The organism is Sedimenticola selenatireducens (genome assembly GCF_007625115.1).
GTDB classification, from domain to species: domain Bacteria; phylum Pseudomonadota; class Gammaproteobacteria; order Chromatiales; family Chromatiaceae; genus Sedimenticola; species Sedimenticola selenatireducens_A.
The window spans coordinates 1-13,181 of sequence record NZ_VMNH01000014.1 but is presented as its reverse complement, the minus strand read 5'-3'; the positions used below and the strand labels follow the sequence as shown (position 1 = coordinate 13,181).

Sequence of the window (13,181 nt, the reverse complement as noted above, 5' to 3'; positions counted from 1 at the left end):
AACATAAGGTTTGATGGCTTGAATACGAGAATTAGTTATTTCCCACTTCATTATCTTGCCGTACTGGCAAGCATGATCTTCATGCTGAATAGTCCTCTTATCTATGCGGAAAACTCATTTCGAGTAATTACTACCATCAAGCCGATCCATTCGATTCTTGCCGGACTGATGGACGGAACAGAGGGGCCTGAACTACTTGTTAATAGTGATGCTATACCATTCGGATATTTCCTAAGTGAAAAGCAAAATGCTGATATTTCAGCAGCCGATGTGATTATCTGGATTGGACCAGAGCTGGAACGATTTATGATAGAACCTGTAGAAGTTGCAAGGAAGGCGGGTGTTCAGGTTTTCACTTTACTTGATAATATTCAGATAAAGGTTTTACCTTCACGTTGGACCAAGGATGAGAAAGCATTATCGCGTGATCCTTACATATGGATGGATAGCCGTAATACCCTAATTTTGGTTGATGAACTCGCCAAAATACTAATGGAAGTCGATGCAGGAAGAGCTCATCTTTATCGTAGAAACCGCGGAAAAGTACTCGCCAGAGTAGCTGAACTGGATAGGCAGCTTGAGTATGGATACCGGGGACTGAAAAGCGGAATTGGAATGACCTACTATGATACACTCCAATATTTTGAGCAGGCTTATGCACTTAAAATTAGGGAAGTGATGACTCAGTCACCAGAAACCCCTATTCAGGCCAGCAAGTTACTGCTAAGCCGGGTTAAGCTCAAAGAGGGATATTATACTTGCCTGCTAACAGAGTATGGGATGCCCATGCCAGAGCTGCCATTATTAACGGAAGGTATTAGTATAAATATCGGCCAACTCGATAGTTTCGGAACAAAGTTAAATCCTGGGCCTGACCTTTATTTTGAATTAATGAAAGATAATACGGATACAATAAAACAATGTCTTCAATATAGTGGGAAATCTGAAAAAATCATTACTAAGAATCAAGATATACCGGCAGCACTTAGTATTGGTGGTAAATTCATGCTCATTGACCACAAAGGTAACTTGGTCACTGAAAAAGATTTGCAAGGAAAATATCAGCTGATTTATTTTGGCTATACCTTTTGCCCAGACATCTGTCCAACATCATTGCAGGTAATGTCTTTAGCCTTGGATATGCTAGGCGATAAAGCGACCTTCCTCAAACCGTATTTTATCACCATAGATCCAGAACGCGACAATGCAAAAGTCATGAGCAATTATGTGGAGTACTTTAACAAGGATCTTGTTGGCCTAACGGGTACGGTAGCTATGATTGGGCGTGTGGCGGAGCAATTCAAAGTCAAGTATGAGAAAGTATTGCCTGAAGGAGGTGATCCTAATCTTTACACCATGGATCACTCTTCTAGTGTTTTTCTGATGGCACCTGATGGGGAGTTTATCACCAAGTTCGCACATGGAATCTCTGCACAGCAGATGGTAGAAGGTATCAGGAAATATTTGCCACAGAAATAGTGAGCACCGAATTACTGTGGTTCGGAATACTTTAAGACACCTTGCACCCCAGCGAGTGATCTGTTGTCATTAATATTGATGTATCATCATCAATCGATAAATGTCGAATTCGACAATCCAATTCCATCTGACGGCATTGACGCAAAACTTTAAGTGGGTAGTAGCGTTGAGGATTTATCCGCTTATATTGGAAATTAGAATTACAAGTGTTGCTTTGAATTCCCTTCAAAGGTAGCTGAGCGGTAAGCGCATTAGATGATTTGCTAGTCAGAGAAAAGCGGGCAGTTTTTCAACAGCCCGCCTGAACTACTCCATCTTATTGAGCAGTCCTAGTTCGTTTGCACGCTCTTTCAGTATGGCCTCTGCCCTTTCTACTTGCCCAAGTGTCATAGCGGACGAAGCCGCTTTCTGAAAGCGTTCAGCGTTATTATCTCCAGTCAGTGAAGCTAGGCCAAACCAAACATAGGCTTCTAAGTAATCTCTCTCTACGCCAGCACCGTAAAGATACATGCCTGCAATCTTTCCATAAGCGCGCACATCTCCTTCTCTAGCAGCACCTTTATATTCTTGAAAAGCAAGTGGCTTGTTACCTTGGTCATAGGCTTTAATTCCTTCGTCAAATCCAGCGAATGATGGGTTTGAAAGTGAAGAAACTAATAACAATAGTAATGTGTTTTGTACTCGCATATATACCGACCTTCTGAATATTAGGCGCTATTATTTCAGCATTATGGGGTTTTGTATAGAAGCAAAGAATCTTGTATTTGAATAACATTCGCTAATAATAATATCGAACTTCACGTATCATTAGTTTAACGTTTCGTTAAATAATCTAATGTTTTGATCATTGAAACTGAACACTCCCGCTGCCGCTTCCTCTGCTCTATTAGCTATCCCAATGAAATCAATCACATAATACGATTTCGTATTTTTGGCTCGGCACTTGCACATAGCAAACCAAGATCTTAATGAGGGCAGTGCGATGATGCACGAAGGGTTTTATTCAGCTGGCTGGATTCCGTTCCATCCTGGGGCAAGCTGGGCTGGCTTAATCGTCTGGGTCATTGTGGCAATTGCACTCGTTGGATTTGTCATAACGTTGCTTAGACGATGATTGAGCCTCCTGTTTTTACCTTCGCTCCTATACATGGATCGACACTGGATGAAAAACCAATACTATTTTACTGGAGATTGTTAATGCATAACAAAAAATGTGTAAAAGTCTATTGCCTAGGCTTATTGACGCTATTACCTTTGACCCTTTTCGCTGGCACCGAAGTCTATGTTCCCCTAGGTAGCGCTAATGCAATTGCCGTGATCAATGCCGATACCAATAAGGTCATATCAGAGATACCTGGTATTAATGCCAGTCACGGGTTAGCTGTATCAATGGATGGAGAATTACTACTAGCTGGGAGTTTACTGGAACGCCCCAAAGGGGCTGCTCCACCTAAACCGCAGGAAATGTCAGAAGAGGATCATGCCGCCCACCACAGTAACCAAAGTAAACCGGGCCCAGAGAAGAGTAGCCAAGCTGAAATGGTAGGCACTGCCTATCTAATAGATGTAAAAACTCAACAACTGTTACGCCAAATCGATGTACCAGGAGCCATACATCATGCTTTGATTACTCCTGATGGTCGCTTTGCGATATTTACTCACCCAGGGCGAGGAAGTATTAGTGTAGTCGATATTCCAGGCAAACAATTGCTCAAGGAATTACCTACCGGGGTTACACCGAATTATATTGTATCTAAGCGGGATGGTAGTCGTATTTACGTAAGCAATGCAGGTGATGGAAATATAAGTGAAATAGACACCCAGAGCTGGACCGTACTTCGGAATTTGCCTGCGGGAAAAACGCCAGAGCATTTAGTGCTTTCTCCAGATGAGCGCCTGCTATACGCCGCCAACCCATCAAGTGGTACTGTGTCTCAAGTTGATATTGATAGTGCAGCGGTAAAAACTCTTTTTACCGTTGGAGCTGACCCCCATGGGGTAGACCTGTCGGATGACGGCCGACTGCTTTATGCGTCTAGTAAGAAAGATGACAAGGTGGTTGCCTACAATTTGGCGAGTGGTGAGATGAAGTCGCTTACATTATCCCCAGCGCCATATCACATCACAACAGTCCGGGGTACTGGAAAGGTCTATGTCTCAAGTCGAAAATCCCCCAAGATTTGGGTGCTTGATCAGCAAACCCTAACTGTACTGGGTGAAATCACGATACGTGGAGAAGGGCACGAAATGGGTGTTGTTAGCCGGTAAAATATCTAAGTCTTGGTGAATGTTCATGTGGAAGTTGAACTATTTCACTAAGATGCGACCAAACAGACACCATTGAGTAAGAATTATGAACCGTACTGTAGTCCTGTATGTGCTTTCTATCTAAAAAGCTTCTAGCGATTCTGTTGACACTGCTTCTGAGTCTATCCCCAGTGCTAGGTGCTGTGGAGGAAATGTCCTCGTCGTCCCAATCAATGGGGCATGCGCATCAGTTAGTGGATTTGCAGAGTGATAAGGGTATTGAGGATGGCCAGCTAACCCAAAATTCTGGCGAATATAGTACTGACACTAGCAGCACAAATCATAATTGCTCATCGGGACATTGTGCGTCTTGCGCACTGGTAATAACTCAGACATCAATCTTTTCTACAAACTACATATCAAAACCCTTACTGCTTCAAGTGGGCCGAAGCTTTATAAGCCAGCCTACGGCCTCTCTTTTTCGGCCGCCCAAATCCTGATTCCTCTATCGTAACTCCTGAATACTCAGGAATTATCTGACGAGACTCACTCGTTCAATAGTTGTTGGCGGTTTTACCTATGTCGCCGATTTGCAGAGGAAGTATGCTTCATGTTTGATAATAATGACCCCCAATATAAGGGGGGCGTCACGCTGACGCGCCGCCGATTTGTACAAGGATTGGCTATGGGAGGTGCCTTCGCAGGCCTGGGATTGGGTTCCAGTACTGTGCTGGCTACCGCGCTGAAACAGCAAGGGCCACAAACTCTACGTGGCACAGATTTCAATTTGACCATTGGCCAACAGGCCATCAACTTTACCGGTACACCTAGAATTGGCACAACCGTCAATGGTTCTTTGCCAGCACCAATCTTGCGTTGGCGTGAAGGCGATAGGGTTACATTGCGAGTGACCAATCTGTTACCAGAGACCAGCTCCATCCATTGGCATGGCATTATTTTACCGAGTGCTATGGATGGTGTTCCCGGTATTGCAAATGGCTTTACTGGAATAAAACCAGGTGAGACCTTCACCTATCAATTTCCCGTCACACAAAGTGGCACCTACTGGTACCACAGCCACTCCGGTTTTCAGGAACAGACAGGCCTATATGGCTCTATCATCATTGATCCAAAAGTACCCGATCCTTTCACCTATGATCGTGACTATGTGGTGCTGCTTTCTGACTGGACGGATGAAGATCCAAACGCGGTATACGCCAAACTGAAGAAGCTTAGTCACTATTACAACTTTAATGAGCGTACACACAAAGAGTTGATGAAAGACCTTAATGAGAAGGGTCTGGCTGCCACCTGGAGCGATCGAAAGATGTGGAACCAGATGCGCATGAGCCAACGTGATCTTTCTGATGTGACGGGGCATACCTATACCTTTCTGACCAATGGACAGACGCCGACTGATGGCTGGATCGGACTGTTTAATAAAGGCGAAAAAGTGCGTCTTCGCTTTATTAACGGGTCGGCCATGACCTTTTTTGATGTCCGTATTCCCGGCTTGAAAATGACGGTGGTCGCGGCAGATGGTCAAAATATCGAACCGGTCTCAGTTGATGAATTTCGTATGGGCGTGGCTGAAACCTATGACGTGATTGTCGAACCGAAGGATGATAGGGCCTACACCATCTTTGCTCAGGATATTGCCCGTTCGGGATTTGCCCGGGGAACCCTGACGCCAGATACCTCACTGACAGCTGATGTTCCTGAGATAGACCCCGTACCCAACCTGGGACATGGTGACATGGGTATGAATATGAACATGATGGGTGCTGAGCATGATATGGCAAGCATGAACGGCACTCAGCATCAAATGCCTGCGGGAACAATGATGCCCGGCATGGATCACAGCCAACATCAGATGGGCAGTGGGCAAATGATGCCTGGGATGAAACACGAAGAGCAGCAGATGCCGGCTGCTGGGATGATGACCGGGATGGATCACAGTCAACACCAGATGCCCGACGGCAGCATGATGCCTGGTATGGGGCAAGGTCAGCATCAGATGACGGGGGGTGGTCAGATGGGAACACAGCCACTTAAACCCAACCTCTCTGATTTTGCTGCGGGGCCTGTGAGTCATGCCTCGACTGAATATGGCCCCCATGTCGATATGCGGTCAGAAGGACCACAGTACCGTCTTGATGATCCCGGCGTCGGTCTACGAAATAACGGGCGGCGTGTTTTAACTTATTCCGATCTACGCAACTTGCGCACCACTTATGATCATCGTGAACCTGATCGCGAGCTGGAACTTCACCTGACGGGAAATATGGGCCGCTATATGTGGTCTATCAATGGGGTAAAGCACAGTGATGCCGAACCGTTGCGCTGGAAACTTGGAGAACGCCTACGCATCACATTTGTGAATGACACTATGATGAATCATCCGATGCATCTTCATGGTATGTGGAGCGATCTGGAGACCGGAGACAATAATTACTTGCCCCGTAAACATACGGTGATTGTGCAACCTGGCTCGCGTATCAGTTATCGCGTGACCGTCGATGCGGAAGGTGGCTGGGCATATCACTGCCATCTTCTTTATCACATGTTGGGCATGTTCCGCACCGTCATCGTAAGTTGAGGAATCAATAAAATGAAAAGCATAGTAGCTGTAATGATGTTTGCCGGTCTCTCTTCAGCGGCGTTAGCCGGTGGGGAAGATGACCCGCTGCTTTACAAAGTGATGGTCGACAAATTGGAACTCAGAAACGCTAATGGTCCCAATGCACTGGTTCTGGAGGCAGATGCCTGGATTGGCTATGACCTCAACAAACTCTGGATTAAAACGGATGTGGAGCGAGTCAACGGAAATACAGAAGAAGCAGAACTGCAATTTCTCTATAGCCGTGCCGTTGCTCCTTTTTGGGACTTCCAAGTCGGATGGCGGCACGATATTAAACCCAAGCCAACACGTGACTACCTGGCACTTGGATTCAAAGGTCTGGCCCCGTATCAATTTGAGGTTGATGCAGGATTGTTTATTGGTGAATCAGGGCAAGTAAATGCTCGGGTGGATGCGGAATATGAATATATGCTTACGCAAAAGCTCATTTTATCACCCGAAGTAGCGGTGAATCTCTATAGCCAAAATGATGCAGAAGTAGGTATTGGCTCGGGCCTTTCTGATATGGAGTTAGGTCTGCGATTACGTTATGAGATTCGACGAGAGATTGCACCGTATATCGGTGTGAACTGGACGAGGAAATTTGGCCAGACAGCTGATTATGCTAAAGCTGAAGGTGAAGATGCCAGTGATGTACAGCTTGTTGCCGGTATTCGAATCTGGTTCTGATATTTCATTGAGGACATTTCACTTTTGTGCGCTGGACTCTAAATGGAGGAACTATTACCGACAAACCAAGAAAGAATAATACTTGACCTATGCGTAACACATAGGTTGTACATTTAAAGCAGAGAAACAGATTTCAACAATACTCTATTGTTAACGAGGTAGTGAAAATGAATATGACGAAAACTTTGTCCATGGCGCTTTTAGTTGCAACAGTTTCAGTTCCAGTAATGGCTGACTCTGGGCATCATCCTGAAGAGGCGGAGGCAAAAGCATCGTCGTCCTCCATGCCAATGGCAAATGGACAAATGCCAATGGCCAATGGGCAAATGCCCATGATGGGTGGCAACATGAAAGACATGCCTATGATGAAAATGATGGAAGAGCGGCATGCCATGATGCAAGCCCATATGACAAAGATGGAGGCGCATATGGCCAACATGGAAAAGTTATTGCAGCAGTTGGTTGAATTGCAGAAGAAATAACCGATAGATCGGCAGGAGGACAGAGCGATGCTGACCGTTAATGAACTGGCAATCCAGAGTGATACACCTCCCCACGTGGTGCGTTATTACATACGCATTGGTCTGATCTTACCTGCCGATCAGCAAGATAATGGCTATCGTCTTTTTGCTGCGCAAGAAGTAATCCACATTCGATTTATACGCATGGCTAAACATCTTGGGTTTACCTTAAACGAGATCAAGCAGATTTTACAACATGCAGCTGTGGGTGAATCACCTTGTGATGATGTAAGAGAGATTATCCAACATCGGATTATGGAAAATCGCATCAAGATTGAAGAGATGCTGAAGCTGCAAGCCCGTATGGAGGAGGCATTAGAGCTATGGAAACTGATGCCCAATGGCGAGCCTACAGGTTCGAGTATCTGCCATCTCATTGAAACAATCGAAACTGATGACACTTGATCTACACTTAAAAGAGATCGCCAGGAGACTATGATGACACATCCCACAAAGCATCCTGGTTCACCAGCAGATATCGATCTGGTCTGCGGCATGACGGTTTCGGAAAAAAGTGACCATCAAACCCATCATGAAGGTGCGGATTATTACTTCTGCAGTGAACACTGCTTAAAGAAATTTACCGCTGATCCTGCTCACTATTTAAGTGACAGTGAATCGCATATAGAGGAAGAGCATCAACAGGGTGAAAAATGTCATGGCAAGCATGCCGCTAATGACAGCGTTAAACAGCCTATAAGCGGCGCTACCTATACCTGTCCAATGCATCCTGAAGTTCAGTCTGACAAGCCGGGGCCATGTCCAAAGTGCGGCATGGCACTTGAACCTATGGGTGAACCCGTGGCCGCAACACGCACTGAATATACCTGCCCGATGCACCCGGAGATCATTCAGGATCATCCAGGCAGTTGCCCTAAATGCGGCATGGCTTTGGACCCTCGCACTATCGACGTGGAAGAACGCAACGAAGAACTGGACTATATGAGCTGGCGCTTCTGGGTGAGCGCTGTACTGGCCTTTCCAGTCTTTCTGTTGGCTATGGTGGCAGATCTTATACCTGCTTGGCTGCCGGATGGCCTTTCCATGAAAACCGTTCAGTGGATTGAGTTTTTACTCGCAACACCGGTCGTGCTGTGGGGTGGTTGGCCATTTTTCGTGCGCGGATGGCAATCAGTGGTGAGTTGGAATCTGAACATGTTTACCCTGATAGGGTTGGGTGTGGCTGTGGCCTGGATTTACAGCGTCATTGCTTTATTGTTTCCTGGTCTCTTTCCACCCAACATGCTCCACGAAGGTGGGACAGTGCCAGTCTACTTTGAGGCCGCAGCGGTGATTACGGCCCTGGTGTTACTCGGTCAGGTGTTGGAACTCAGAGCACGTAGTCGTACCAATGAGGCGATAAAATTACTCCTGGGTTTGGCACCCAATACCGCGCGCATCGTTTATCCAGACGGCACGGAGATGGATGTGCCCATGGAATCCATAATGCCGGGTGACATCTTGCGCGTACGGCCTGGGGATAAGGTACCCGTGGATGGTGTGGTCATTGATGGCAACAGTGCGGTGGATGAGTCAATGGTCACCGGTGAGCCGATTCCAATTGAAAAAATGAAAGGCGAATCTCTGATCGGCGCAACGGTAAACGGGACAGGTAGCTTGCTGATGCGTGCAGAAAAAGTGGGTAGCGATACCTTGCTTGCCCAGATCGTGCGCATGGTCAGCGAAGCGCAGCGTTCGCGGGCACCTATTCAAAAACTGGCGGACATTGTCGCCGGTTATTTTGTGCCCGTCGTCGTAATAATTGCTGTAATCACGCTGATCGTATGGGGCTTCTATGGACCGGAACCACGCCTGGCACACGCCATTATAAATGCCGTTGCTGTACTCATTATTGCTTGTCCCTGCGCACTGGGTCTTGCAACCCCGGTGTCCATCATGGTGGGTACTGGTAAGGGGGCGACTCTGGGTGTGCTGATTAAGAATGCCGAAGCACTGGAGATCATGGAGAAGGTCGACACACTGGTTGTTGACAAGACGGGCACCCTGACCGAGGGAAGGCCAAAGTTGATCTCAGTACAGACTGCACCGGGTTTTAGGGAAGGTGACGTCCTGCGCTTTGCTGCCAGCCTGGAGAGGGCCAGTGAACACCCACTGGCGGAGGCCATTGTCCGTGGTGCAGAAGAGCAGGGGATTCTATTGTCCTCGACCGATCAATTTGCCTCCATCACTGGAAAAGGTGTGACCGGCTCAATAAAAGGGCACAAGGTAGCGCTTGGGAATATTAAGTTGTTTGACGAGCTATCAATTGATCCGGGAAATTTACCCGACATGGCGGAAATCGGTCGTGGCAATGGGCAGACGGTTATGTTTGTGGCCATTGACGACAAGGCTGCTGGAATCATTGGTGTAGCCGATCCTATCAAGGCATCCACTGCTCAAGCTATTCAGGATTTGCATGACGAGGGTGTAAGGGTAGTCATGCTAACCGGTGACAATCGGACTACCGCGATGGCAGTAGCTGGGAAACTTGGAATTGATCAAGTTGAGGCAGAAGTTTTACCTGATCAAAAAGCAGAAATTGTTAAAAAGCTACAGGCAGAGGGACACATTGTGGCGATGGCCGGTGATGGTATTAATGATGCACCTGCTTTAGCGCAATCGCATGTCGGTATTGCAATGGGTACGGGTACGGATGTGGCGATGGAGAGTGCAGGAATAACCCTGGTAAAGGGTGACCTTCGCGGTATTGTGCAGGCCAGGCGGTTAAGTAGGGGAACAATGCGCAATATTCGCCAGAACCTATTCTTTGCCTTTATCTACAATGCATTGGGTGTGCCGGTTGCAGCGGGTGTTTTGTACCCCGTATTTGGGTTGTTACTCTCGCCAATGATTGCGGCGGCGGCCATGAGCTTTAGCTCAGTGTCGGTGATCAGTAATGCATTAAGACTTAAACGAATCCGTGTTTAATGTGGAGGCTGAAATGTACGATGGACACATGTTTGGTTTTGGATGGGGCTTTATGTGGTTATTTTGGGTTGTCGTCATTATAGCCATTGTTTTTATGGTTAAAACATTTCTGGGCAATAGCAGTAGTCAGGATAAAGAACCGAAATCCGCAGAGGAGATTCTGAAGGAGCGTTATGCAAAAGGAGAGATTGATCGAGAAGAATTTGAGCGGATGCGCAAAGATTTAAATAGCTAGCGTAAGGAAGATACGATGAAACTTAAACATACATTGAAGCCTACTGGCACTTGGGAGGTTCTTCGGCGCATTAGGGTTCCCGCACTAAGCAGTATCAAGAATAACTACGAAGTAGAAAAGGTGATTAATGAGTTGCCCGGTGTTAATGAAATTGCAGTAGAAGTCAATGCTCAGAAACTATGGGTTCTGTACGATGCCAGCCAGGTGAACTATCAGGAGATAGTTGAGGTATTAACTGCAATGGGTTTTCCGCCGGCAGATAACTGGTGGACGCGATTTAAAGGTGGTATCTACCAATATTCCGATACCAATGCACGTGAGAACGCTAAGGCACCACCTCCGGCCTGTTGCAATAAGTCGCCAAAATAGTGACTGATAAATCTATTATAAATGCTCGTTTGGATAAGCTGAATTCCCACAGTAACGCCTTGCCTATACGAATTGGCTTGCTGATGCTGTTTGTGCTGGCACTCGTAGCAATCTATTATTTTCTACAAGAACGCGGAGTACTTTCGCTTATTACAGATGCGGACAAACTAAAGTCATGGGTAAATGATCTGGGGTATGTTGGCCCAGTGATAATTATAGCCATAATGGCCATTGCGGTTATTATCAATCCTATTCCCAGTGCGCCAATTGCCTTAGCAGCAGGTGCTGTATATGGCCACAGCTGGGGTACGCTTTATGTTGTAGCTGGCGCTACTATTGGGGCGGTAGGCGCATTCTTGATCGCCCGATCAGTGGGCCAGGAATTACTCATCAGGGTATTTGGAAAAAAGATCATGTTGGGTTGGCTAGGCTCACAAAACATTCTGATGGGATTGGTTTTTGTTTCTCGATTGATACCCTTTTTATCCTTTGATTTAGTCAGCTATGGCGCAGGATTGACTCGAATTAAGACATGGCGCTTTATACTGGCGACAGTTATGGGTCTTGTTCCAGCAAGTTTTCTGCTCACGCATTTTGGTGGGGAAATGGCTGCTGCCAATCTGAATGATGCGATGATAGTTTTGTTGATTGTGGGGAGCGTTACTATTCTCCCCATAGCCATTATGACTTATTTAAAGCGCACCTAACTAAAGGTTTTTACACCTATTACACACAACGCCACATTACATTGAAACTAAATAATTATGAGAATATCGATGCGGAACTTATTATTTACTCTTATCTTGTCATTGCTCGCTTTATCTTTTACTGCAAATGCCCAACAAAATGCCGGAATGGCGGGGCATCAGATGGGCAATAGCAAGGAGAAGCTTAATTTAAAGACGCCTCGTGTGCCCTTTAAATACGGTTTAGGGATGAATAAATTTCGTTCCTTGTGTTCAGGGTGTCATGGAAAATGGGGCGATGGGACAGAGCAAGGTCCCCCATTATTGCACGCTTTCTATATACCCACCCATCATTCTGATGATGCCTTTTACCGGGCGGCACGCGAAGGCGTCAGGGCGCATCATTGGACGTTTGGCGATATGCCGAAAGTAGAAGGCGCAACTAGAAAAGATGTCGATAAAATAATTCCGTTCATTCGTTGGTTACAGAAAGAGAATGGAATTTATTGAACGTGTAATAAATGACGGCCTCAGGTGTGTGAGTAATACCTTGACATTCACATGCTCGTAGCAATATAGAAATCTAACACAAAAAATATATGAGCCTATATGATGAATTCCAATAAACAAGAGACTGATAATAAAAAACGGGGTGGACATGCCCATTCTAATCACATGTGGATGATGGTTGCCTGTTGTGCACTACCCATTATTGGTTTTGTTGCAATAGGTTTTTTAGGTATCAGCTCTCCATCACTTGAAACACTAATTGCTGTTATATGTCCGATAGGTATGGTGGGGATGATGTATATGATGAACCGGGACAATAAAGCTGAAGAGAGCAATCGTTCTTGTTGTAGTACGAAAGCTAAGAATGAGGAAGCATCTGACAAAGAAGCGGAAGATCAACCGATACCCATTCAACAAACCGGTACCTTAAAGGCATAAGCTTCACCTGGCTTTATGGTTAACCAAATACACAATCCAGTTTGGTTTTGTAGTAAGCGTCAAATGGCGGTAAAACAAGATCGGTAATTTCGAATAATTGCAGGGAATAATCAGGTCATCGTAAATTGCATGGCAAGTAATGCTAAAAGGTAGATTCGATGGTGTGCAATTACTGAATGGCCGATAAAGATATCATAACCACCATCGGGTTAATCGAAGATATTTAATGCTACCCAATGCTTGATAGCTCAGGCTCATTTGCCTGTGTAGTTAACGGCTATGAAACTGCCACTTTCGGTTAGAAATACATAGAGTTTTTGCTTTTCAACATTAGTGATATGTAGTAGTTCAGACTTGATCTGACACTTCGCTTGAAAAAGAGAGGGTTACCAGTTTTGATGGAAGTGCGAACTTTCAATCGAAACACAAAGAGGTAACCCTCATGATCAATAGTAACG

At 45.8% G+C, this 13,181-nt stretch carries 13 protein-coding genes; 12 read left to right on the top strand and 1 reads right to left on the bottom strand.

The window, feature by feature from the left end; translation table 11 throughout:
- The first annotated feature begins 18 nt into the window (after positions 1–18).
- Positions 19–1,479, top strand: coding sequence for a metal ABC transporter solute-binding protein, Zn/Mn family (locus FHP88_RS12165; protein WP_144359354.1), 1,461 nt, complete (start codon positions 19–21; stop codon positions 1,477–1,479).
- Positions 1,480–1,785: 306 nt separating this feature from the next.
- On the opposite strand, the gene FHP88_RS12160 is transcribed toward FHP88_RS12165, so the two are convergent.
- Positions 1,786–2,166 carry a sel1 repeat family protein gene (locus FHP88_RS12160; protein ID WP_144359353.1) on the bottom strand — a complete coding sequence of 127 codons (381 nt, stop codon included), beginning with the start codon at positions 2,164–2,166 and terminating at the stop codon, positions 1,786–1,788.
- Between the two features lie 510 nt (positions 2,167–2,676).
- Between FHP88_RS12160 and FHP88_RS12155 the strand changes: the two genes are divergently transcribed.
- From FHP88_RS12155 to FHP88_RS12105, 11 genes are all read left to right on the top strand, one after another.
- Positions 2,677–3,747: a YncE family protein gene (locus tag FHP88_RS12155; RefSeq protein ID WP_144359352.1), complete on the top strand. Its 1,071-nt coding sequence runs from the start codon at positions 2,677–2,679 to the stop codon at positions 3,745–3,747.
- A gap of 589 nt (positions 3,748–4,336) precedes the next feature.
- Positions 4,337–6,325, top strand: coding sequence for a copper resistance system multicopper oxidase (locus tag FHP88_RS12150; RefSeq protein ID WP_144359351.1), 1,989 nt, complete (start codon positions 4,337–4,339; stop codon positions 6,323–6,325).
- 12 nt (positions 6,326–6,337) lie between these two features.
- A complete protein-coding gene (locus FHP88_RS12145; protein WP_144359350.1) occupies positions 6,338–7,036 on the top strand; it encodes a copper resistance protein B in 699 nt (232 codons plus the stop codon).
- A 167-nt stretch (positions 7,037–7,203) separates the two neighbouring features.
- Positions 7,204–7,518, top strand: coding sequence for a hypothetical protein (locus tag FHP88_RS12140; RefSeq protein WP_144359349.1), 315 nt, complete (start codon positions 7,204–7,206; stop codon positions 7,516–7,518).
- Between the two features lie 27 nt (positions 7,519–7,545).
- Entirely contained in the window at positions 7,546–7,962 is a 417-nt protein-coding gene (locus tag FHP88_RS12135; protein ID WP_144359348.1) for a MerR family DNA-binding protein, read from the top strand.
- Positions 7,963–7,995: 33 nt separating this feature from the next.
- Complete coding sequence (locus tag FHP88_RS12130; RefSeq protein ID WP_144359347.1) at positions 7,996–10,485, top strand: heavy metal translocating P-type ATPase; 2,490 nt, start codon at positions 7,996–7,998, stop codon at positions 10,483–10,485.
- A 13-nt stretch (positions 10,486–10,498) separates the two neighbouring features.
- On the top strand, positions 10,499–10,720 hold the full coding sequence (locus FHP88_RS12125; RefSeq protein ID WP_144359346.1) for an SHOCT domain-containing protein: 222 nt from the start codon (positions 10,499–10,501) through the stop codon (positions 10,718–10,720).
- A gap of 15 nt (positions 10,721–10,735) precedes the next feature.
- Positions 10,736–11,089 carry a heavy-metal-associated domain-containing protein gene (locus FHP88_RS12120; RefSeq protein ID WP_144359345.1) on the top strand — a complete coding sequence of 118 codons (354 nt, stop codon included), beginning with the start codon at positions 10,736–10,738 and terminating at the stop codon, positions 11,087–11,089.
- Positions 11,089–11,796 (top strand): TVP38/TMEM64 family protein, encoded by a 708-nt coding sequence (locus tag FHP88_RS12115; protein ID WP_260843279.1) that lies wholly within the window; start codon positions 11,089–11,091, stop codon positions 11,794–11,796. The genes FHP88_RS12120 and FHP88_RS12115 overlap by 1 nt, the downstream gene beginning before the upstream one ends.
- Positions 11,797–11,865: 69 nt before the next feature.
- Positions 11,866–12,285 carry a c-type cytochrome gene (locus FHP88_RS12110; RefSeq protein ID WP_260843278.1) on the top strand — a complete coding sequence of 140 codons (420 nt, stop codon included), beginning with the start codon at positions 11,866–11,868 and terminating at the stop codon, positions 12,283–12,285.
- Between the two features lie 99 nt (positions 12,286–12,384).
- Positions 12,385–12,723: an AmpG family muropeptide MFS transporter gene (locus FHP88_RS12105; RefSeq protein ID WP_144359343.1), complete on the top strand. Its 339-nt coding sequence runs from the start codon at positions 12,385–12,387 to the stop codon at positions 12,721–12,723.
- Positions 12,724–13,181: the final 458 nt, after the last annotated feature.

What these genes read in the sequence shown, in the direction of transcription:
- FHP88_RS12120 (WP_144359345.1), top strand. Translation starts at nt 10,736, where the DNA reads ATGAAACTTAAACATACATTGAAGCCTACTGGCACTTGGGAGGTTCTT.
- FHP88_RS12135 (WP_144359348.1), top strand. Translation starts at nt 7,546, where the DNA reads ATGCTGACCGTTAATGAACTGGCAATCCAGAGTGATACACCTCCCCAC.
- FHP88_RS12105 (WP_144359343.1), top strand. Translation starts at nt 12,385, where the DNA reads ATGATGAATTCCAATAAACAAGAGACTGATAATAAAAAACGGGGTGGA.
- FHP88_RS12145 (WP_144359350.1), top strand. Translation starts at nt 6,338, where the DNA reads ATGAAAAGCATAGTAGCTGTAATGATGTTTGCCGGTCTCTCTTCAGCG.
- FHP88_RS12130 (WP_144359347.1), top strand. Translation starts at nt 7,996, where the DNA reads ATGACACATCCCACAAAGCATCCTGGTTCACCAGCAGATATCGATCTG.
- FHP88_RS12150 (WP_144359351.1), top strand. Translation starts at nt 4,337, where the DNA reads ATGTTTGATAATAATGACCCCCAATATAAGGGGGGCGTCACGCTGACG.
- FHP88_RS12155 (WP_144359352.1), top strand. Translation starts at nt 2,677, where the DNA reads ATGCATAACAAAAAATGTGTAAAAGTCTATTGCCTAGGCTTATTGACG.
- FHP88_RS12160 (WP_144359353.1), bottom strand. Translation starts at nt 2,166, where the DNA reads ATGCGAGTACAAAACACATTACTATTGTTATTAGTTTCTTCACTTTCA.
- FHP88_RS12140 (WP_144359349.1), top strand. Translation starts at nt 7,204, where the DNA reads ATGAATATGACGAAAACTTTGTCCATGGCGCTTTTAGTTGCAACAGTT.
- FHP88_RS12125 (WP_144359346.1), top strand. Translation starts at nt 10,499, where the DNA reads ATGTACGATGGACACATGTTTGGTTTTGGATGGGGCTTTATGTGGTTA.
- FHP88_RS12110 (WP_260843278.1), top strand. Translation starts at nt 11,866, where the DNA reads ATGCGGAACTTATTATTTACTCTTATCTTGTCATTGCTCGCTTTATCT.